Origin of the sequence: Campylobacter sp. BCW_4321, from assembly GCF_001763075.1 — a bacterium.
Lineage (GTDB): Bacteria > Campylobacterota > Campylobacteria > Campylobacterales > Campylobacteraceae > Campylobacter_D > Campylobacter_D jejuni.
This window is the reverse complement of record NZ_MJYA01000017.1, coordinates 45,474-68,211: the sequence shown is the minus strand read 5'-3', so window position 1 is coordinate 68,211 and position 22,738 is coordinate 45,474. Positions and strand designations below refer to the sequence as shown.

General features: G+C 32.6%; 18 protein-coding genes. 12 read left to right on the top strand and 6 right to left on the bottom strand.

Annotated elements, in window-relative coordinates; genetic code table 11:
* Positions 1–10: 10 nt before the first annotated feature.
* The gene (gene purB, locus AJN58_RS03050) at positions 11–1,339 is read right to left on the bottom strand and encodes an adenylosuccinate lyase (RefSeq protein WP_070276294.1); all 1,329 of its coding nucleotides are present in this window, start codon (positions 1,337–1,339) and stop codon (positions 11–13) included.
* 77 nt (positions 1,340–1,416) lie between these two features.
* On the opposite strand from purB, the gene AJN58_RS03045 reads away from it, so the two are divergent.
* The 6 genes from AJN58_RS03045 (at position 1,417) to dsbI (ending at position 7,885) form a co-directional block, all read left to right on the top strand.
* Complete coding sequence (locus tag AJN58_RS03045; RefSeq protein WP_052859117.1) at positions 1,417–2,319, top strand: RluA family pseudouridine synthase; 903 nt, start codon at positions 1,417–1,419, stop codon at positions 2,317–2,319.
* 111 nt (positions 2,320–2,430) lie between these two features.
* The gene (locus AJN58_RS03040; protein ID WP_002860866.1) at positions 2,431–3,303 is read left to right on the top strand and encodes a fumarylacetoacetate hydrolase family protein; all 873 of its coding nucleotides are present in this window, start codon (positions 2,431–2,433) and stop codon (positions 3,301–3,303) included.
* Between the two features lie 87 nt (positions 3,304–3,390).
* Positions 3,391–4,305: a cytochrome-c peroxidase gene (locus tag AJN58_RS03035; protein ID WP_044778565.1), complete on the top strand. Its 915-nt coding sequence runs from the start codon at positions 3,391–3,393 to the stop codon at positions 4,303–4,305.
* Positions 4,295–6,073 carry a methyl-accepting chemotaxis protein gene (locus AJN58_RS03030; protein WP_070291963.1) on the top strand — a complete coding sequence of 593 codons (1,779 nt, stop codon included), beginning with the start codon at positions 4,295–4,297 and terminating at the stop codon, positions 6,071–6,073. Before AJN58_RS03035 ends, AJN58_RS03030 begins: the two co-directional genes overlap by 11 nt.
* Positions 6,074–6,179: 106 nt before the next feature.
* Positions 6,180–6,347, top strand: coding sequence for a disulfide bond formation protein Dba (gene dba / locus AJN58_RS03025; RefSeq protein WP_002779270.1), 168 nt, complete (start codon positions 6,180–6,182; stop codon positions 6,345–6,347).
* An 11-nt stretch (positions 6,348–6,358) separates the two neighbouring features.
* Positions 6,359–7,885, top strand: a complete 1,527-nt coding sequence (gene dsbI, locus AJN58_RS03020; RefSeq protein ID WP_070274830.1) for a disulfide bond formation protein DsbI — start codon at positions 6,359–6,361, stop codon at positions 7,883–7,885.
* Positions 7,886–7,905: 20 nt separating this feature from the next.
* On the opposite strand, the gene queC is transcribed toward dsbI, so the two are convergent.
* Positions 7,906–8,580: a 7-cyano-7-deazaguanine synthase QueC gene (queC, locus tag AJN58_RS03015; protein ID WP_070291961.1), complete on the bottom strand. Its 675-nt coding sequence runs from the start codon at positions 8,578–8,580 to the stop codon at positions 7,906–7,908.
* Positions 8,581–8,657: 77 nt separating this feature from the next.
* Between queC and AJN58_RS03010 the strand changes: the two genes are divergently transcribed.
* Both AJN58_RS03010 and AJN58_RS03005 read left to right on the top strand, forming a co-directional pair.
* Entirely contained in the window at positions 8,658–9,884 is a 1,227-nt protein-coding gene (locus AJN58_RS03010) for an HD domain-containing protein (RefSeq protein WP_070276297.1), read from the top strand.
* A gap of 91 nt (positions 9,885–9,975) precedes the next feature.
* Complete coding sequence (locus AJN58_RS03005) at positions 9,976–10,500, top strand: YagU family protein (protein WP_002860860.1); 525 nt, start codon at positions 9,976–9,978, stop codon at positions 10,498–10,500.
* An 11-nt stretch (positions 10,501–10,511) separates the two neighbouring features.
* On the opposite strand, the gene ilvD is transcribed toward AJN58_RS03005, so the two are convergent.
* On the bottom strand, positions 10,512–12,188 hold the full coding sequence (gene ilvD, locus AJN58_RS03000; RefSeq protein WP_070276299.1) for a dihydroxy-acid dehydratase: 1,677 nt from the start codon (positions 12,186–12,188) through the stop codon (positions 10,512–10,514).
* 159 nt (positions 12,189–12,347) lie between these two features.
* On the opposite strand from ilvD, the gene AJN58_RS02995 reads away from it, so the two are divergent.
* From AJN58_RS02995 to AJN58_RS02985, 3 genes are all read left to right on the top strand, one after another.
* Positions 12,348–12,995 (top strand): ferritin family protein, encoded by a 648-nt coding sequence (locus AJN58_RS02995; protein WP_002855562.1) that lies wholly within the window; start codon positions 12,348–12,350, stop codon positions 12,993–12,995.
* A gap of 64 nt (positions 12,996–13,059) precedes the next feature.
* Positions 13,060–13,299 (top strand): ComEA family DNA-binding protein, encoded by a 240-nt coding sequence (locus AJN58_RS02990; protein WP_002855574.1) that lies wholly within the window; start codon positions 13,060–13,062, stop codon positions 13,297–13,299.
* A 32-nt stretch (positions 13,300–13,331) separates the two neighbouring features.
* Complete coding sequence (locus tag AJN58_RS02985) at positions 13,332–13,907, top strand: ribonuclease HII (protein WP_070291959.1); 576 nt, start codon at positions 13,332–13,334, stop codon at positions 13,905–13,907.
* Here AJN58_RS02985 and AJN58_RS02980 read toward each other — a convergent pair whose 3' ends face one another.
* From AJN58_RS02980 to AJN58_RS02970, 3 genes are all read right to left on the bottom strand, one after another.
* On the bottom strand, positions 13,908–15,353 hold the full coding sequence (locus tag AJN58_RS02980; RefSeq protein WP_070291957.1) for a glutamate synthase subunit beta: 1,446 nt from the start codon (positions 15,351–15,353) through the stop codon (positions 13,908–13,910). It lies immediately after the preceding gene.
* A 9-nt stretch (positions 15,354–15,362) separates the two neighbouring features.
* Positions 15,363–19,853 (bottom strand): glutamate synthase large subunit, encoded by a 4,491-nt coding sequence (gene gltB, locus AJN58_RS02975; protein ID WP_070276302.1) that lies wholly within the window; start codon positions 19,851–19,853, stop codon positions 15,363–15,365.
* A 133-nt stretch (positions 19,854–19,986) separates the two neighbouring features.
* Positions 19,987–21,294: a Na+/H+ antiporter family protein gene (locus AJN58_RS02970; protein ID WP_070276304.1), complete on the bottom strand. Its 1,308-nt coding sequence runs from the start codon at positions 21,292–21,294 to the stop codon at positions 19,987–19,989.
* Between the two features lie 205 nt (positions 21,295–21,499).
* Here AJN58_RS02970 and AJN58_RS02965 point away from each other — a divergent pair, with 205 nt between their 5' ends.
* The gene (locus AJN58_RS02965; protein ID WP_070291955.1) at positions 21,500–22,738 is read left to right on the top strand and encodes a sulfite oxidase; all 1,239 of its coding nucleotides are present in this window, start codon (positions 21,500–21,502) and stop codon (positions 22,736–22,738) included.

Genomic DNA, 22,738 nt, shown 5'->3' with positions numbered 1-22,738 from the left:
TCCTTGCTTTTTATTTAAATGTTCTTTTAAAAATTGCATCAACATTTTTTATATAGTAGTTATAATCGAAACATTTTCTTACATCCTCTTCGCTCAAACTTTTTCTTAAATCCTCATCCTCTAAAAGTGCCAACAAAAACAAACTTTCATTTTTTTCATTGATAGCAGCCTTGCCATTTTGCAAATCCGCCCAAACTTTCATAGCATTTCTTTGAACTATTTTATAAGCTTCTTCACGACTAATGCCTTTAAATGGAAGCTCTAAAAGCACCCTCCCTGAAAATACAAGCCCGCCTGTAAGATTTAAATTTTTCATCATATTTTCAGGATAAACCAAAAGCTTATCAATCATATTTGTAAGACGCATAAGCATAAAATCAGCCGTGATAAAAGCATCAGGCAAAATAAATCTTTCGACACTAGAATGAGATATATCTCTTTCATGCCAAAGTGCAACATTTTCTAAAGCTGGAGTTACAAAAGATCTAAGCACACGACAAAGCCCTGTGATATTTTCACTTAAAACGGGATTTCTTTTATGTGGCATAGCTGAACTTCCCTTTTGTCCTACACTAAAATACTCTTCAGCCTCATAAACTTCAGTTCTTTGAAAATGTCTTATGGCTACAGCGATTTGCTCACAACTTGAAGCTAAAATCGCAATAGCAGAAATAACTTGAGCGTAACGATCTCTTTGAATCACCTGATTTGAAACAGGAGCGGCTTTAAGACCTAAATTTTTACAAACTTCTTCTTCAAATTCCAAAGGTGCATGAGCAAAATTTCCCATTGCACCGCTGATTTTTCCATAGCTTATCACTTCTTTTGCATGTTCTAAAAGCTCTTTTGCATGCAAAATTTCATCATACCAAATAGCTAACACCAAACCAAAAGTGATAGGCTCTCCATGAATTCCATGACTTCTTCCTACCATTAAGGTGTTTTTATGCTCCAAAGCACGCTTTTTGATCACTTCTAAAAGCAAAGAAACATCTTCTAAAATAAGCTCCAAACTCTCTTTTATCTGTAAAGCAACAGCTGTATCTATACAATCAGAACTTGTCATTGCATAATGCACAAAACGACTCTCTTCTCCCAAACTTTCACTTACACTTGTAAGAAAAGCGATAACATCGTGTTTTGTGGTTTTTTCTATTTCGTCTATTCTTGCAATATCAAATTTTGCATTTTTAAGAATTTTTTCGCAGTCTGTGTCATTAATGAGACCGAGTTTATTCCAAGCTTTTACAGCAGCTAATTCTACTTTTAACCACGCATCATATTTTGCTTGCATGTCCCATTTTTTAGCCATGATTTCTCTGCTATATCTTTCAACCATCTTTGAAACCTTTTTAGCTATAATTTTATATTTTAAAAAACGGAAATTATATCAAATTATCCTAAGAAAGTTATTAAATGGCCTACATAAAAATAAAACTCTCAAATAATGGAAAAAAGGCGTTTCAAGTCCTTATGGAAAATTTAAAAATTAGCATAAATGAAGCACAAAAACTCATAGACAAAAAAAGACTTTTTTGTGATGGAATTTTAGTAGAAGAAAAGAATAAAATTTTAAATGGTTTAGTAGAGCTTATAGTCTATGAAAACAACCCCAAAGGAGTAGAAATTGTCTTTGAAAATGAAGACTTTGCCATACTTGAAAAAGAAAGTGGGATCTTAAGCCATCCAAATGGTAGACATTGCAAATACAGTCTTAGTGATGAAATTTGGCATCTTTGGGGAAAAGAAGCTTGCGTAACACACAGGCTCGATAAAGAAACGAGCGGACTTATACTTATAGCCAAAAATAAAAAAGCACAAATTGATCTTAAAAGCTTATTTGAAAAAAAACTAGTTCAAAAAGAATACCTTGCTCTAGCTCATGGAAAAATAGAAGAAAATTTTATAGTTGATAAAGCTATAAATTTAACTAAAAACTACGATGATGTAAAAACAAGAATGCAAATTTGCAAAGAAGGAAAACAAGCTATCACTGAATTTGAAATTTTAGAATACTTTCCTAAAATCAACGCTACTCTTTTACTTTGCAAACCCTTAACAGGCAGGCAACACCAAATAAGAGTGCATTTGCACTATAAAAACCATACCATTTTAGGAGATCCGCTTTATGGGCTTAGCAAAGAACAAATCGAAAGCATTTTAGATGAAAAATTAAATCCTAAAGAACGCTTAAAACTTACAGGTGCCTTGCGTTTGTGTTTACATTCTTATCGTTTGAAATTTCAATATAAAAATCAAAATTTTGATATCAACTCAAAAATAAACATAAAAGAAATTTTCAACAATTCCATAAAATAAAATGATGTTTCACTACGCTACAATCAATCACTTTTTTACCAAATTTTAAAACAAAAAAATAATTCTTGCTAAAACTTTAAGTATAATTAAATAAAAAAGCGAGATTTTTTAATGAAATTTGTTAATTTTATACAGGATCAAAAACCCAATCTAGGAGTACTAAATTCTAGTGGAAAAATTGTAAGTTTTGCTGATCTTGGCATTGAAACTAACGATATGAATGAATTTATTATCTATTTTGATAAATTTAAACACAAGCTTACAGACTTGGATTCTAAAATAGCCTATGAAATTCCAAAAGAAGATTATCTAGCTCCTATTATAGAACCTCGTCAAGATATTATATGTCTTGGGATTAATTTTTTAGATCATGCCAAAGAATCTGCCAAATTTAAGGGTGAAAAATTTGAAGAAAGAGAATATCCTGTATATTTTGGAAAACGCTGCAATCAAGCTACGCCACCTTTTGGTGATATACCTTTACATGCAGATGTAACTTCTCAGCTTGATTATGAATGTGAGCTTGCATTTATTTTAAGTAAAGATGCTTATAAAATCAAAGCTAAAGATGCAAAAAATTATATCTTTGGCTATACTATTATCAATGAAATTTCAGCTCGCGAACTTCAAAAACGCCACAAACAATTCTACCGAGCAAAAAGTCTTGAAGGTAGCACTATAATGGGACCTTATATCACAAGCGTAGATGAAATTTCTTATCCTCCTAAACTCCAACTTCAAAGCTATGTCAATGATGAACTACGCCAAAACTCTAACACCCAATTGTTTATTTTTGATATTGCTTATGTCTTAGAAGAACTTAGCGCGGGCATGCTTTTAAAAGCTGGAAGTATTATATCTATGGGAACTCCTAGTGGAGTGGGCATGGGGTTAAATCCACCTACTTTTTTAAAATCAGGAGATAAAGTACGTTGTGTCATAGAAAATTTAGGAGAACTTTGCAACAAAATAAAAAAACTTTAAATAAAAAATATCAATATATTAAACAATTTACCAAAATTAAAGTATAATGACATTCTGAGAAATTTAAACTTAAGGTAGAAATTTATTATGAAAAAAATAATAATAATTTTATGTTTATCTTATGCAAATATAGTCTTTGCAGTAGATATGATAACCCCTATTCCAAATTCCATCCCTTATGATAAAGAAAAAGCTAAGCTTGGAAAAAGTCTTTATATGGATAAAAGCTTATCCAAAGATGGAAAAGTTTCATGTAATACCTGCCATAGGCTTGATCAACACGGCGTTGATGGACTTGAATTTTCAATAGGAGTTGATAATCAACTTGATAAACCTTTTAACACTCCTACAACCTTTAATTCTGTGTTTAATTTTGTGCAATTTTGGAATGGCAGAGCCAAAGATTTAGCAGAACAAGCAAAAGTGCCTTTTTTTAATCCAAAAGAAATGGGACTAAGTCCTGAACTTCTTTTACAAAAAGTTAATTCTAATGAAGATTATGTAAAAACTTTTAAAAAACTTTATGGAGAAGTTACGGTAGAAAACATAGCTCTTGCAGTTGCAGAATTTGAAAAAACCTTAATCACTCCAAATTCTCCTTTTGATCGCTATCTTAGCGGAGATCAAAATGCTATTTCAGCTCAAGCTAAAAAAGGTTATGAAGATTTTAAAGCTAATGGCTGCATTTCTTGTCATCAAGGTCAAAATATAGGTGGAAATATGTTTCAAAAAATCGGTATTTTTGAAGAATACCCAAATCAAGAAGATTTAGGACGCTATGAAATCACAAAAAGAGAAGCTGATAAAATGATATTTAAGGTTCCTAGTTTAAGAAATATAGCCAAAACCGCGCCTTATTTTCATGATGGTTCTATACCTACTTTAGATGCTTGTGTTCAGTTTATGGCTTACTATCAACTAGGAAAATTTTTAGATCAAAAAACAGTTGATAATATAGTTGCATTCCTAGAAAGCTTGACAGGAGAATATCATGACAAATAAAAAAAGTTCATTTTTGATAAAATTTATTATTTTATCTACGCTAGTTTTAGCTTTTATTCTTGTTTTGCTAGGTATTATTTTTAACAACTACTCCTCATCTAAAGATAATAAAGACTTAATAAACATAGTTCAACAGCTACAAATTTCAGATGAAAAAATCAATTCCGTTTTTCAAAATAGTTTTAATTTTATTAACTATGATCCAAGTGTTCAAGCAATAAAAAAAATGCAAGAAAACTTTAAAAAACTTAAAACTTTTGGGATTGATATAAGCAAAGCGGAAGAAATTTTTAATGCCAAACTAATCCAGCTTAATTATTTCAAATCCGCAAATTCCATAGCGGTAAATTCAAAACTTTATTTGTTTGAATTAGCTAAAAATTATTTTGAAGAATTAGAACAAAACCATGAAACAAATAAAAACAACTATAGAACAATGAGTTCTATGTTAAGCGTTCTTTCAACTGAAAGTATTTTGCAAAAAACAACACTCAATCAACTCAACAGCCTTATGAAAGAAATCAAAAACGATACAAAAAGTGAAAATTTACAACTTTTTCTAAAACACTATAAAATGATTGTAAAACAGATTTCTATTATGCAAGATAATTCTTCTATTTATGAGAATAATTCTCTTATGAAAGAGTTAAAACAACTTAACGCTTTCACTCAAAATGCTGTAGAACAATCTAATTTATTTAAATTTTATATCGCTTTAACAGTATTTGGAATCACTCTTGTATTATTTGTATTTTTTATTTTATTAACACTAAAAAAAGTCATCATGCCAATTCATACTTTAGAAAAACTAAGCGCTAATTTAGCTAGTAAAGAAGCCAATCTACACTCTCGTTTAAATATAGATCCAAAAAGCGAACTTGGACAAAGTGCTCAATATATTAATTCATTTATATCCACCGTTCAAAACTCAATCATAGAAGCCATAGAAAATGCTAAATCAAGTCATCAAAATTCACAAAAGCTCAAAAACAACTCTATGATGCTTGAAAACAGTTCTAATTCACAACATGAACAAATTCAAGGCGTTAAAGAAATCACCTATGTCTTAGATGATCATATCAATCTTGCGGGAAATTTAGCACAAGAAAGCATAGAAAATATGCAAGATATGCACATACTGATGGATAAGGTAGAACTTACTCTATCTGAACTTGTAAATTTAATAAATGAAAATAATGAAAAAGAGCAAAATATAGTAGCCAATATGGATAATCTAACTCAAAGTGCAGATAATATTATAGAAATTACGAGTTCTATTAGAGATATAGCCGATCAAACCAATCTACTTGCCTTGAATGCAGCTATTGAAGCTGCAAGAGCGGGCGAACATGGACGGGGTTTTGCAGTTGTTGCTGATGAAGTAGGTCAACTTGCCGATAAAACAAGTAAATCTCTTTTAAATATAAATGCTACTGTTAATGCTATAGTCCAACAAATCAATGACAACAAAGCCTTGATGGATCTTATCCATGATTCTATGAAAGAAACCTCTTTAAAAACCAATGATTTACAACAAGAACTTGTAAATTCTATGCATAAACTAGAAAGCTCTATAGAATCAACCCAAACCATGAAAGATAAAAGCATGGAAGTAAAAGATAAAATGCTTATCCTAGGAACAAGCATAAACAAGGTTAATGAACTTGCAAATTCTGTTAAAGATTTATCATCCGAAATCAATAATATCTCTCAAAATGTTCTAAATGGTGCGTCTAAACTCTCTGAAAAATTAAGTAGCTTTCAGTAACTTTTTTCGTGTTAATTTAAATTAACACGAAATTTTAATAAAAAATTTATCTTTAATTTATGTTTTTAAAGTAAAATTAACGGTTTTTATTTCATAAGGAGATACTATGGAGTTTCTTGAACTTTTATTAGTTTTAATCGCCTTGATACTGATTATCAAAAAACCAGAAAAAGAAAATTTGGCTTTTGGTTTAGTAATGGTAGCTTGGCTTTTAATGGTTTTTTTCTATGTTGGCCACAAAACAGGCGCACTATTAACAATAATGAATCTGTAAGGGAGGGCTAAATGAACGAAATCAATAAAACAAAAAATTTCTACACACTAATGTGTTTAGCAGGCTTTTTGATCATACTCTTACCTGTAGGTATTGCAAATTTTGTATTTGGTTATATGTTGGGTGATAGTCCCTGCACACTTTGCTGGGGACAAAGAGAAGCAATGATCTTTATCGGTGTGATGGCGCTTTTCATTGTTCGTTATGGTATGAAAGGTAAATACCTTGCTGCTCTTTTAATCATGACAGCAGTAGGCCTTTATCAATCTTTTGCTCACTATGGCAATCACGCTCATAGAGATTTAGATCAAGGTTTTGGTTTAGCAGTTTTTGGTATCCATACTTATTTTTGGGCTGAAGTGGTATTTTGGGCTGTTGTATTGCTTTTAGGTGTGATTTTTGCTTTTGCTCCTAAATTTAATGCTTTTGAAGCAGAATTAAATGGAGAAAAATTTAGAAAATATACGAAATTTTCTCTCGCAGCTGTAGTTATCAGTGCGATTGTAGTAGCTTCAAATGTTTTCCAAGCTTTTGTAAGCACAGGAATTCCTCCTTATGTGGGACAAGGCGATCCTGTAAGATTTAGCTTAAATCCAAAATACATCATTTGGAGTAAAGAAGGTTGGAATGGTTTATGGCAAAATATTTCTTTCTTAGGAAAGCGCGATGTTAAAGCTCCTGATTATGCTTTTGCACCTGCAAGTGAAAAACTTGGCATAAAATTTGATAATGATATCAACAATGCTCCATTTGCAAAAATCAATGATGAGCTTAAAATCACAAATGAACAAACCATAAATTTTGACAAAGCCATCAATACTCTTGATTATATCAACAATGAATTTGTAGCAAGTTCTAAATGGGATGTGGCTTTCTTAGATAATAATTTTAGCGTTAAAGAAGGTTTTGAGCTTGATCCTTATTTTTCAGCTACTATCGATCCAATTATTGGTATTATACCTTATATGAACGATAAATTCATTCTTATGGGCTCAAACAAATCTTTCTTAAGATTTGCAAAAAATCCTAATGCAAGTGAAGAAGATATCGCTAAACAATACGCTGATTTTGTAAAAGGTAATGATAAATTTAAAGGCCAAGGTGAAGGTTTAGGTCGTGGAAGACTTGATACTGTAAGAGCGAAATTTAACCATGTAGCAAGCATGACTACAGATGGAAATTATCTTTATCTTGCAACTGTTCCAAACAACAAAGACGCTAAAACTTTTGTAATCTCTAAAGTTTCTTTAAAAGATCGTGTTCTTTCAGGAGAATTTACTCCAAAAGCAAATCTTAAAGAAGGTAAAACTTTAGGCGATCTTTATGTAACTTCTATGACTTTTAAAGATGGAGAAATTTATGCACTAAGCAAAAATCACAATGTGATTGCTGTAATTGATCCAGTTAAAGAAGAAGTAGTAAAAACTATCGCTTTCCCAAGCTCTATCACTAATGCTAGAAGCATTTTCTTTAAAGATGGAAAAATCAACATTCTTTCTTATCAAGATGGAGCAAACAAGCTTTATACTCTAAACTAAGCTTTAAGTCCTAGTGAAAACTAGGACTTATATTTGATCTTATCTTTAAATCCTGCTTTTTCAAAACCTCTTAAACGAAGTAAACAACTATCGCACTCCCCACAAGCTTCATCTTCACTCTCGTAACAAGACCAAGTAAGCTCTAAAGGCACATTTTCTTTTAAAGCTAGTTCTACAATTTTAGCTTTGTTCAGTCTAACAAGTGGAGTTTTTATATAAACTTTAAAATTCTTACTCGTACCTTCATTGATAAATTCTTGTGCCTTTTGTATAAACTCATCAGTACAGTCAGGATAACCACTGCCATCTTCTTCTACCACCCCTATAAAAATACTCTCACAATTTTCCTTTTCAGCCAAAGATCCTGCTATACTTAAGAAAATTCCATTGCGAAAAGCCACATAAGTGATAGGTGGAGTATAGCTTACACAAAGCTCATTTTTAGGAATGTCTATACTTTTATCGGTTAAGGCATTACCCCCTATATCTTTGATAAAACTCACATCTAAAATATAAGATTTTTCTACTTTTAAAGTTTTGCAAATTTGCTTAAAACATTCTCTTTCTTTCTCTTGGGTACGTTGTTCATAGTCAAAATGCAAAGCGATGATTTCATAGCCTTCTTTTTTGGCTAGATAAGCACACAAAGTGCTATCCATACCGCCACTTATGATACAAAGCGCTTTTTTACTCATTTTTATCCTTAAATTTGCTATAATTTCGCAATTTTAACAAAAATTTTTAAATTTAAATTGCAAAAAAAGGCAAAAGCATGATAAGCATAAAACTCATAGAACACATTTTTAAAGCCGCTTCTATCAGTCGTTGGAATGATTATCCAAGAATGGCAACTTTGGTTGAACTTGACAAACAAGCTCATAAATTCATCATCGCATATTTCATCGCTAAAATGGAAAAAGATGTGGATATGAGAGTGATTATAGAAGGGGGAATTTTTGAGTTTTTAAGTCGTGTGGTAGTAACCGATATACGCCCTGATGTGTATCATGAAATCGTGCGTCAAAAAAAAGCTGAAGTTAATGCTTGGGTTTTAAGCAAAATCGAACCTATGATAGAAGATATAGAAGAAGGAGAGTTTTTAAAGCGTTTTGAAGCGTATTTAAACGGCAATGCTTACGCTAAAGAAAGGCTTATCTTAAAAGCAGCTTCGTATTTTGCTACAAGATGGGAATTTAACATAGTTTATCAAACCTCAGCTTTTTTAAATGATATTGATGAGATTAAAAACAAAGTTGAAGAAGAATTAGAAGATTACTATGAGCTTATAGGAGCTAGAAAAATCGCTTTAAATCAAAAAATAGCCAAAATCATCGATCTTAGCGGAAGACTTCGCTTTCAAAAGCGTTGGGCTCAAACTCCACGCATACCAGAAACTGCGGTTTTAGGACATATGCTTGTGGTGGCGATTTTGGGATATTTTTACTCACTAAAAATCAAGGCTTGCGATAAAAGACTTGAGAATAATTTTTATTGTGCTTTGTTTCATGATTTGCCAGAGTCTTTAACGCGTGATATTATAAGCCCTGTAAAATACGGCATTGATGGGCTTCATGATATTATAAATGATTATGAAATGAAACTTATTAATGAAAGAATTTTACCCTTTGTACCTGAGGGTTTAAGGGCTGAATTTTCTTATATTTTAGGCATTAGAGAAGGTAGAAACGGTGAGTCAAATTTTGTAAAAAATGAGTTTGAAAATCGCACCTATAAAAATGCTAAAATAGAACTTTGCAGCGGAAGTTTAAGTTCTTTTAATGAAAATGAATTTGGTGCTATAGATGGTAAGGCGCTTAAATACTGTGATAAAATCGCTGCTTTTATAGAAGCAGGACTTAGTATAAGCTATGGTGTAAAGTCTAAAGAACTTGAAAGTGGTTTTTTAGGAATGCATGAGTTTTTTAAAGAAAATCCTACTATAGATGGGGTAAATTTTTTTGAAATTTGTGAAAGTTTAAGAGAGTATTTTAAAATTTAAATAAGATTTTTATGCTCCTATTTTCAATATATTTTAAACAAAAATATTATAAATTCAAATTTTATTTTGTATAAAATATAAAGGAGTTATTATGAAAAAATACTTTCAAAAGCGCTATACTTTAGCCTTTTTTATAGGTATATTAGCGGGTATTTTCGGAGCTATTGTTAAATGGGGTTGGGAAGTACCTTTTCCTCCAAGAAATCCCAATGTTTTTTGGCCAGCAGATGCTTTAGAACGTGTTACTCCACCTAAAATTTTTCTAGAACAACTAGGCTTACCTACTGATTGGACTTATATGTTTTCAGGTATGCAAATGCCTTTGTCAATTTTTATAGTGCATGTTGGTTTTTCTATTGTTTTTGGAGTGGCTTATTGTATGATAGCGGAAAAATGGCACCGCATTACTATGTGGCAAGGTGCAGTTTTTGGATTTTTTGTTTATCTTTTTGCCCATGTTATTGTAATGCCTTTAATTGCAGAAGTTCCACCACTTTCTGAAATTCCTTTTGATGAACACCTGTCTGAAATTTTTGGACATATTGTTTGGCTGTGGGGCATGGAAATAGTTCGTAGAGATATAAGAAATCGTATAACCAAAGAAATAGAAGAATGAAAGGTTTCCTTTCATTCCATATCCAAAACTGCACCTTTACTAGCATTGCTAACAAGTTTTTGATACATTCTAAGCCATCTTGAAGGCACCTCTTTTTGAGGCAATGCAAATTCTTTTTTGCGTTGAGTGATTTCTTCTTCACTTAAATTTGCATGGATGGTATAAGCATCTACATCAATTTCTATTTCATCTCCATCTTTTAAAAGTCCTATAAGACCACCTTCAGCTGCTTCAGGAGAAATATGACCCACGCTTAAACCCCTTGTAGCTCCACTAAAACGACCATCGGTGATTAAAGCTACATCAGCGCCCAAACCCATACCCATTAAAAGTGAAGTAGGGCTTAACATTTCTTGCATACCAGGACCCCCTTTTGGACCTTCATAGCGTATCACACAAACATTTCCTTTTTGCACCTTGCCTTTAATAATACCTTTTATAGCTTCATCTTGAGAGTTAAAACAAACAGCTTTGCCTTTAAATTTTCTTTCTCCGATTATTCCTGCGGTTTTTATAACACAACCTTGCTCAGCTAAATTTCCAAACAAAATAGCAAGTCCACCTACTTTTGAGTAAGCATTATCTACTTTGCGAATGATATTTTCATCTTTGACTTTGGCATTTTTTAAGCGTTCTTTGAGACTTTCTCCTGTGATAGTCAGTGCATCAAGTTCTAAAATATGTCCTTGTCTGCTTGAAATTTCAGCCATAACTGCACTCACACCCCCTGCTTTGTGGATATCATCCATATAAACACTATTTAGTGATGGGGCTATTTTTGCTATGTGTGCGACTTTGCTTGAGATGAAATTTAAATCTTTAATGTCTAGCGCTACCCCTGCTTCACGTGAAATGGCAAGCATATGTAAAACTGTATTGCTACTTCCACCCATTGCCATATCTACTACTATAGCATTACGCACGGCTTTTTGAGTGATGATATTGCGAATTTTAAAACGCTCATCTAAGGCGATTTCACAAATACGACGCGCTGCTTTTCTTAAAAGCTCTTCTCTTTCTTTGCTTAAGGCTAAGATGGTTCCATTACCTTCTAGTGCTATACCCATAGCTTCACATAAGGTATTCATAGAATTTGCTGTAAACATTCCCGAGCAAGATCCACCGCTTGGACAGGCTGAACATTCTATGTCTTTAAATTCTTCTTCGCTAATTTTTTTGGCTTCATAAGCCCCTACAGCTTCAAAAACAGAGCTAAGGCTGATCTTTTCTCCTTTTTTGGTTACTCCTGAAGCCATAGGGCCACCGCTTACAAAAATGGTTGGAACATTGACCCTTAAAGCTCCCATTAACATACCAGGAGTGATTTTATCGCAGTTTGGGATACAGATTAAAGCATCAAGTTGATGAGCATTCATCACTGTTTCAATGGAATTTGCGATAATTTCACGACTTGGTAAAGAATAAAGCATACCTTCATGCCCCATAGCTATACCATCATCTACGCCTATGGTATTAAACTCAAAAGGCACGCAACCATTTTTGCGTATCTCGTCTTTAATGATTTTAGCATAATCATTTAAAAAATAATGCCCTGGGATTATGTCTATATAGCTATTTGCTACACCTATAAAAGGTTTATCAAAATCTTCATCTTTCAAACCACAAGCACGAAGTAAAGAACGATTAGGTGCTTTTAAATGTCCTTTTTTTATCGCATCGCTTCTCATTGTAACTCCTGATAATAATTTTTTAAAATTATATTTAGCAAAGCTTAATTTTTGTGAAATTTATTTTGATATACATTTTCATAAATGATAAAAATTATTAATTGACAAAAATATTTTTTTATAATACAATGCTTTTTGATAATCAAAAAAGGAGTCAAAATGAGACAATATGAAACCTATAAATGCCAAAAATGTGGTAATGAAGTAGAAGTTCAAAATGTAGGTGGCGGTAAGCTTAGCTGTTGTGGTGAAGAAATGAAATGTATCACTACAGATTTAACTGCAGTAAATTTGATGAAAGCTTTTGCAGGCGAATCTATGGCAAGAAACAAATATGATTTGTTTGCTGATGTAGCTGAAGAAGAAGGTTGGCATGCGGTTGCTAGACATTTTAGAGAAGCAGCTGAAAATGAAAAATGGCATGCAAGAGCAGAATTTAAAGCTTATCATGAAATCGTTGATGGCAAACCTTTAGAAGTAACTACAAAAAACCTAGTAAGTGCTGCAGAAGGTGAAAACTATGAGCACACAACTATGTATCCAAATTTTGCAAAAATTGCTGAAGATGAAGGCAAAAAGGCTATAGCGAGATTATTTACAGCTATTGGTAAAGTAGAAATTGAACACGAAAGAGAATATCTAGCACTTAAAAAAATGCTCGAAGAAGAAGAATTTTTCAATAGTGAAGTAGAAGAATTATGGGTTTGTGAAGTATGCGGACATATACATCGTGGTAAAAAAGCTCCAGCAGCCTGTCCTTTATGTAAAGCACCAAAAGAGTATTTTAAACGCGAATTTTTGGGTTAAGTTAAGAAATTCTTATCCTTTTTAAGATAATATTATAATGATTTTTTAATAAAAGGATAAGAAAATGAAAAAATTACTATTTTTATTTTTTGCTTTAACGGCTTTTCTCTTTGGTGCTGTAAATATCAACACTGCAACGCTAAAAGAATTAAAAAGTTTAAATGGTATTGGCGAAGCTAAGGCTAAAGCAATTTTAGAATACCGTAAAGAAGCAAATTTTACAAGTATTGATGATCTTAAAAAAGTTAAAGGCATAGGTGATAAGCTTTTTGAAAAAATCAAAAATGATATCACAGTAGAATAAAAGGGCATTTTTGCCCTTCTTTTTAGAAAAATTTGAAAACTTTATTTGACACAAAAGAACTTTTAAACGAATTTGATATAAATTTAATCGGTATTGATGAAGCAGGACGCGGTGCTTTAGCAGGTCCTATGATGATGGCAGCTTGCAAACTGAACAAAAAACTTGATGGGTTGTGTGATTCTAAAAAACTAAGCGAAAAAAAACGCGAAGAACTTTATGAAATCATCATCAAAAATTCAAATTATCTCATACTTGCTTTTTCTTCAGAGCAAATCGACGCACTAGGCTTAAGCACTTGTTTAAAAACAGGCTTAAAGCTTATAAAAAAGCATTTTAAAACAGAAAATAACTTCTTATATGATGGAAACACCAACCTAGGTATAAACGGGATAAAAACACAAATCAAAGCCGATACTAGCATTTTGCAAGTAAGTGCAGCTAGCATACTTGCAAAAGTTAGTAAAGATAGGGTGATGAATTTCTTAGCTAAAGACTTTCCTTGTTATGAATTTGAAAAAAACAAAGCCTATGGCACAAAAGCTCATAAAGAACTTATAGCTAAATTTGGAATTTGCAAACTCCACCGAAAAAGTTTTAAACTTTTATGATTATTTTGCTAAATTTTGATGCAAACTCAAAGCACATTCTATACCATCTTTTATAGCCCAAACAACTAAAGATTGTCCTTTTCTAGCATCTCCACAAGCAAAGATTTTTTTATGAGTGGTTTGGAAATTTTCTGTGCTTATGTTGTTTTTCTCATCTAATTTCACTCCAAAATTTTTAGAGATAGCTTCTTCGCACCCGCTAAAACCCATAGCTAAAAGCACTAAATCCGCTTTATAAGTTTTTTTAGAATTTGAAAATTCGACATTTATAGCTTTGCCTTCTTTAAACTCGCGTTTTAAATCATTTGCTTCAACGCCTTCTACATGAGTTTTTCCTAAAAATTTCTTTGTCATTTTTTGATATTCCCTAGGATCTTTGCCATATACAGCAATGGCTTCTTCTAAACCATAATCAGTAGTAAAAATGTCAGCTTTTAAAGGCCAAGGATTGTTTTGGCTTCTTTGCAAAGGTCTTTTTGGACTTCTTTCAAAACGCACTATAGATTTGGCCCCTTGTCTTGTCGCTACAGCGATACAATCAACACTTGTATCCCCACTTCCTATAACTAAGACATTTTTACCCTTGGCCGTATCTGCGCCCTTGCCTGTTTTTAACAAAGTTTTGGTATTTTGCGTTAAAAAATCAAGGGCAAATTCAACCCCTTTTAGCTTTCTACCTTCTATATCAAGATCTATAGGCTTGCTTGCTCCTGTACAAAGTACCAAAGCATCAAATTCTTTTAGAAGTTTTGAAACCTTATCTTTGCTGTCAATATTTTCATTCGCTTTAAATTCAATCCCACTTTTTTTAAGCAAATCCACCCGTCTTTGAACTATACTTTTATCAAGCTTCATATCAGGGATACCATACATCAAAAGTCCGCCTATTTTATCGCTTCTTTCAAAAACACTTACTTTATAACCTAGTGAATTTAAAGTATTAGCACAAGCAAGCCCAGCAGGCCCACTTCCTATGATAGCAATTTTTTTGCCATTGTATTGCTTAGGTTTATTTACTCTTACTAAATTTTCTTTAAAAGCATTTTCTATGATGGATAATTCATTATTTTTGATGCTCACGCTTACACCATTTATCGCACACACACAAGAATCTTCACAAGGAGCAGGGCAAACACGACCGGTAAATTCAGGAAAAGGATTAGTAAGTTCAAGTCTTTCATAAGCTTCTTTCCATAAAGAACGATAAATAAGTTCGTTCCATTCAGGAATGAGATTGTTTAAAGGACAGCCTACATCTTTTCCTTCGCTCATCACACCCGTATGACAAAAGGCCACGCCACAATCCATACAACGCCCACCTTGAAATTCTTGTTCTTTTTTATCCAAAGGTATAGTAAATTCTTTGTAATTTAAAACCCTTTCCTTAGGAGCAATTTTTTTAAAATCCATTCTTTTAAAGTCTAAAAAACCTCTTGCATTTCCCATTTTTACTCCTTATTTTTGTGTGATTTTCAAAAATGCTGCTAAATTTGGATCTTTTTCATTTTTACAAAGATCAAGCATTTTTAACATCTTTTCATAATCTCTTGGCATGACTTTAAAAAAGTCTTTTTTATCGAATTTTTCTAAGATATCTTTAGCCTTTTTAGAATCTGTATAAGCGATATGTTTTTCTATCACAGCTTTTAATTCTTTTTCATCCTTAGCATTAAGATCTTTAATATCTACAAGCTCGGTATTTACATGTGCTTCATTGTGTCTTCCAAAGATATAAACAACGCCCCCACTCATACCAGCAGCGAAATTCGCACCCACATCGCCAAGCACTACAACTTGCCCCCCTGTCATATATTCACAACCATGCACGCCTGTTCCTAAAACCACAGCCAAAGCTCCTGAATTTCTTACACAAAATCTTTCCCCTGCTATACCATCTAAATACACTTCACCTTTTGTAGCTCCGTATAAACAAGCATTTCCTGCGATTATATTTTCTTCAGGCGAAAAAGTAGCTTCATTTGAAATTTTTGCTATGATTTTGCCACCACTTAAACCCTTGCCTAAATAATCATTGCTATCGCCTATAATCTCAAGTTTAATGCCCTTTAACAAAAACGCTCCAAAGCTATTGCCTGCATTGCCTATAGCTTTGATATGGATACTATCTTCGTCTAAAGCATCTTTTCCATAAGTTTTTAAAATTTCACTTGAAAGCATAGTCGCAAAAGTACGGCTTTGATTTCCTACTTCTAAAGAAAGTTTGATAGGCTCTTTTTTCTCCACAGCATTTTTACAAAGCGGTAGTAAAATTCTATAATCAATCGTTTTTTCAAGTTTATTGTCTTTATAATCTTTAAAATGCACAGCAGTTTTATTATAAGTAGGCAAGGATTTTAAAATTTTATCTAAATTTAGCTTTCCTGCTTTACCTTGCACACTTTTTTGGCGGAGTTTATCCACGCGACCTATCATATCATCTAGGCGTTCAAAACCAAGCCTTGCCATGTATTCTCTAAGCTCCTGGGCTATAAAATACATGAAATTAATCACATCATCTACTTTGCCTTTGAAACGATCTCTAAGTTCTATATCTTGAGTGGCTATACCAAAAGGACAGGTATTTAGATGACAAACTCTCATCATCGTACAACCTAAAACAATCAAAGGCGCGGTTGCAAAACCAAATTCTTCAGCTCCTAAAAGTGCTGCTATGGCTAAATCACGCCCATTCATAAGCTTTCCATCAGTTTCTAATCTTACCCTATCTCTAAGCTTGTTTAAAATCAAAGTTTGATGTGTTTCAGCCAAACCTAACTCCCAAGGAATTCCTGCATGCGGTATAGAAGTTCTAGGGCTTGCACCCGTACCTCCATCATAACCTGAAACAAGGATTAAATTCGCTCCTGCCTTAGCCACACCTGCAGCAACCGTTCCTATGCCATTTTCGCTTACAAGTTTTACTGAAATTTTAGCGTCTTTGTTAGCATTTTTTAGGTCATAAATAAGTTGAGCCAAATCTTCTATAGAATAAATATCATGATGAGGAGGTGGGGAAATAAGCGTCACACCTGCAGTAGAATGCCTAGCCTTGGCTATCCAAGGATAGACTTTAAAGCCCATTAATTGTCCGCCTTCACCTGGTTTTGCGCCTTGAGCGACTTTGATTTGAATTTCTTTTGCATGACTTAAGTAGTTTAAATCCACGCCAAAACGCCCACTTGCTACTTGCTTAATGGCTGAGTTTTTATCCACACCCTCTTTGATTTCATAGCGTTCTTCATCCTCGCCACCTTCGCCTGAATTTGATTTAGCACCTATTTTATTCATAGCCTGTGCTAAACACTCGTGCGCTTCTTTAGAAATAGAACCATAACTCATCGCTCCTGTTCTAAAGCGTTTAACTATACTTTCTACACTTTCAACCTTATCTATACTGATAGCTTCACTAAAATCAAATTCCATCAAAGAACGCAAATTAACTTGTTTTTCATCTACTAAAGCCGAGTATTTTTTAAAGCTTTTATAGTCTTTGTTGCGACAGGCTTGCTGAAGATTAAAAATCACAAGCGGATCGATTAAATGTTCTTCTTTAGCACTTCTAAAACCATGAATTCCTTTAGAATCTAAAGCCTTATGTGTATCGTTAAAAGCATGTTTGTGTAAAGCAATGAGCTCTTTTTCAAAATCTTCTAAATCCATACCTTCAATGCGTGAAGTTGTAGAAGTGAAGTATTTATCAATCACCTTAGAGCTTAAGCCCAAACATTCAAAAAGTGCAGAGCCATTATAACTTTGCAAGGTAGAAACTCCCATTTTAGAAGCAATTTTGACTATGCCACTTGAACTTGCCTTGATGAAATTTTCTACCGCCTTTTCATAACTTAAATTTAAATCTTTATTGGCAATGAGTTTTTGTATGCTCTCATAAACCAAATAAGGATTAATAACAGTCGCACCATAACCTAAAAGACATGCAAAATGATGAATTTCTCTAGGTTCACCACTTTCGATGATAAGACTTGTGTGTGTTCTTAAATTTTTTCTTACTAGATGATTATGCACTCCAGAAACAGCAAGCAAAGCAGGGATATAAGCGTTTTTTTCATCGACTCCTTTATCGCTTAAAATGATAATAGAAACACCTTTTTTAACCTCATCTTCTATCTTAACACAAAGTTCATCTAAAGCCTTTTCTAAAGTTTTTTTAGAATAATCATAAAGTATAGAAAATTCTTTAACTTGAAATTTATTTAAAGCCTTAACTTCAAAAAGTTCTTCATTGCTTATCACAGGCAGGGCTATTTTTACGCGTTTTGCATTGTTTTCATCGGGTTTTAACAAATTGCCTTCGCTTCCTAGATAAATCCTTGTAGAAGTAACAATCTCTTCTCTTATAGCATCAAGGGGAGGATTAGTTACTTGTGCAAAAAGTTGTTTAAAATAATTATACAAAGGTTGATAAGTTTTAGAAAGTATAGCCAAAGGAGTATCTACACCCATAGCTGCTATAGCTTCTTTACCATTTTGAGCCATAGCAGCCACACTCATTTTAAGCTCATCATAACTCCAACCAAAAGCTTTTTGGAGTTTTAAAACCTCATCTTCTTTTAAAAACTGATGTTTATAAACTCCACTTTTTTGTTTTTCAAGTTCAACTAAATTTTTAAGCCATTTTTTATAAGGCTTAGCATTAGCATAATGCTCTTTGATTTCATTATCAGCTATAACTCTACCTCTTGCTGTATCAACGAGCAAAAGTTTTCCAGGTTCTAAGCGTTTTTTGGCTTTGATATTTTTTTCATCAAGTTTTAAAGCCCCTGTTTCACTTGAAAGTATGAGCATATCATCTTTTGTAAGATAATACCTTGAAGGACGAAAGCCATTTCTATCCAAACTCGCCCCCATAATCACTCCATCAGTAAAAACTATAGCAGCAGGCCCATCCCAAGGCTCCATCAATAAAGAATGATACTCATAAAAAGCACGCTTTTTGCTTTCCATATTTTCATTTTTATGCCAAGGTTCTGGCACCATCATCATAAAAGCTTCTTCTAAAGTGCGACCATTTAGAGCTAAAAATTCTAAAGTATTATCAAACATTGCAGAATCACTGCTAGGCTTAGCTATGATGGGAAAAATTTCATCTAAATTTTCAAAATACTCACTTTGCATCAAACCTTCTCTAGCTCTTATGCTATCAACATTTCCGCGTATGGTATTAATCTCTCCATTATGCACCATATAACGGTTTGGATGGGCTCTTTCCCAACTTGGGAAGGTATTAGTCGAAAAGCGAGAATGCACCAAAGCGATGGCTGATTTCATATTGACATCTTTAAAATCAAGATAAAAATCGCTCAATTGAGTTGAAAGAAGCATTCCTTTATAAACTATAGTGCGTGAAGAAAAACTTGAAAAATAAAATTTTGGCACATTAATAGCTCTTTTTTCTATAAGGCGACGCGTACTATAAAGCACTCTTTCAAACTCAAGTCCTGCACTTATTTTACTTGGTTTTTTCACAAAGGCTTGTAAAAAATAAGGCATAGCTTTTAAAGCACTTGCACCTATATCGCTAGGATTAAAAGGCACTTCTCTAAAACCTAAAAATTCAAGTTTTTTATCCTTTAAACCTTGTAAAAATATCTCTTTTGCTTCTTCTTTTGCATCAGTATTGGGTGATAAAAACATCTGTGCTACGGCATAATCACCCTTTTTAGGGAGTTCAAAACCCAATTCTTGAGTTTTAAAAAAATCATGTGGAATTTGGATCAAAATCCCCGCTCCATCACCTGAATTTTCTTCAGCTCCTACACCACCTCGGTGCTCAAGATTCATCAAAATTTCTAAAGCATCACAAATAACCTTATAAGAGGCAATACCGCGTATATTAGCAACTGCAGCGATGCCACAGGCATCGTGTTCGTTCTTTGGATGATATAAACCTATGCTTTGATTATTTTCTAGGATATTTTCTAAATCCATTTTGCTCTCCTTATAAGGCTGATTTAAATTTTGTTAGCTTTATAAGGATTATAGCATACATTTTTTTAAAATCGATATAATTTTTATCTTAAAAATAAATAAATTAAAAAATATTTTAATAGATTTGCAAAAATTATAAAAACATGGCGATAATACTACCTAAAATCAATAATGGACCATTATAGAAAATAAAAGTTGGTATGCAAGTATCTTTAATGTGATCGTGTTGTTTATCAGCATTTAATCCTACAGTAGTTCCCATGGTTGTTTCACTGGCTGGACTTCCTGCATCTCCTAAAGCTCCTGCTACTCCTAAGATAAATATAATAAGTGCTATGCTAAAACCAAGTTCCAAACAAATAGGACAAAAAAGCGTAGCTATGATAGGTATAGTTCCAAAAGAAGTACCTATACCCATAGTGATGATAAGTCCTATTAAAAGCATGAAAAATACTGCTAAAAATTTACTTTGTTCCATCCAAGGAACGACTGAATTTACAAGCTCTACTACTGATCCACTTTCTTTTAAAACTTCTCCATATCCTGCAGCAACAAGGATAACAAAAGCTATAAAACCCATCATTTTAAGCCCATCATCAAAAACTTCATTGACTTTTGAAAATTCAACTCCACCCAAAATAACCATTAAAACAAAACCCAAAAGTCCTGATAAAGGTAAATTCATAGTCAAAATTTGTAAAATTAAAGTTAGAACAAGCCCAGCTAAAACGCCCCATTCCTTACGCGTCATTTCAAGATTTTCTAAATCCACTTTAGCAATTTCTAATTCTTGATACTCTCTTGGCTTACGATAAAACACAAAAAGCGCTAAAAAAAGTCCTGTTATCATACAAATAGCAGCAAAATACATAGTATTTGTAACATCATTTAAAGATACACTTACATTATTTGCATTTAAATTATCTTTTAAAAGATCTTGAAAAGTAAGTCCAAAGCCTACTGGCAAAACCATATAAGGCGTAGTAAGTCCAAAAGTTAAAGCACAAGCAACCGCTCTACGATCGATTTTAAGTTTATTAAAAAGACTTAAAAGAGGTGGAATCAACAAAGGTATAAAAGCCACATGAATAGGAATTAAATTTTGAGAAAAACAAGAAATCAAAGCTATAGACAAAAGCAATAAATATTTTTTATGAGATATAAAATGACTTACTATCTTAATCAAATATGCAGTTAAATTTGTCTTTGAAATCGCTGCGGCAATAGCCCCTAAGAGTATATAGCTAAGAGCCGTTTTTAAATTTTCTTTCATTCCGCTTATAAGTATATTCATAGTATCTACGAGTTCAAGATGAGAAAATACACCTGCAACAAGAGCTGAAATCAAAAGACTCAAAAGCACATTAAAACGAAACAAACAAAGTAAAGTCATCAAAACAACACTGATAATAATAGGATTAGTAAGTAAAGTCAAAATCATTCCTTAAATAATTTTAAAAATTCAATTGTAGAAAAAACTTAGTTAAAATGTAATAAAACTCGAACATATGATGATTTTATTTTAATATGCAAAATTAAAAAAATAATTAATTTTTTTAATTTAAATAATTAATTATATTAATTATTTAAATTTTTAAAATTTATAATAAAATAAAAGATTATATAAATATTTAAAGGATATTTCAATGAAACAGAACGATCAAAAAGAAAATCGTAGAGACTTTCTAAAAAATATAGGACTTGGCTTATTTGGCATTAGTGTATTGTCAAATTTTTCTTTTGAAAATTTTTTAGGAAGTAAGGCTTTGGCAAAAGAATTGCCTGATTTTAAAATAGAAGGTAAAAAAGATCTTATCTATCATGGTGAAAAACCATTAACAGCAGAAACTGAAATTTATGCTCTTGATTCTGATTTTACCAAACCTGAAAATTTCTTTGTTAGAAATAATGGCTTACCACCAAGCCTAGAAACGATAAAAGAAAGACTTCATAAAGGTTGGACTTTAGAAATCGATGGAGAAAGCATTATCAATAAAAAATCTTACACCATAGAAGATTTAAAAAAGAAATTTAAAACCTATACTTATGCCTTAACAGTTGAATGCGGTGGAAATGGTAGATCCGAAGTTATACCTAGCACAAAAGGAACTCAATGGGGTTATGGTGCAGTAGCTTGCGGTAGATGGACAGGAGTGCGTTTAAAAGATATTTTAAAAGATTGTGGCATCAAAAATGATGCGGTTTATATCGGATATTATGGCATAGATACAAAATTAAACGGTGAAGAAACTTCACCTATTAGTAGAGGGGTTCCTATTTCTAAAGCTTTACAAGATGAAACTTTAATTGCTTGGGCTTATGAAGGTAAAGATATTCCTTTAATCAATGGCTATCCGCTTAGACTTGTTTGCGGTGGTTATCCTGCAAGTACAAGTGGCAAATGGCTTTATAAAATTTCAGTAAGAAATAAAATTCATGATGGTGAAAAAATGGAAGGTTCCTATAAAGTTCCTGTAAATCCAGTAAAACCAGGAGATTTTAACTATAAAGGCGAGATGAAAATCATAGAATCAATGCCTGTAAGATCTGTAATTACTAATATCAAAAATGGTTCTGAAATAAAAGCGAGTAAAAAATTTGAAGTTAGAGGTAAAGCTTGGGCTGGCGAACTTGAAGTTAGTGAAGTTTATATAAGCAATGATTATGGTGTAACATGGACTAAAGCAAAGGTAGAAAAACCATTAAATAGATTAGCATGGCAAAAATGGAGTGCTCAAATATCAATACCGACAAAAGGATATTATGAAATTTGGGCAAGGGCTATCGATAGTCAAGGTAACAGTCAACCTATGGTTTTAGCACAGTGGAATCCAGGAGGATATATCAATAATGCATGCCATAGAGTTAATGTTTATGGAGTTTAA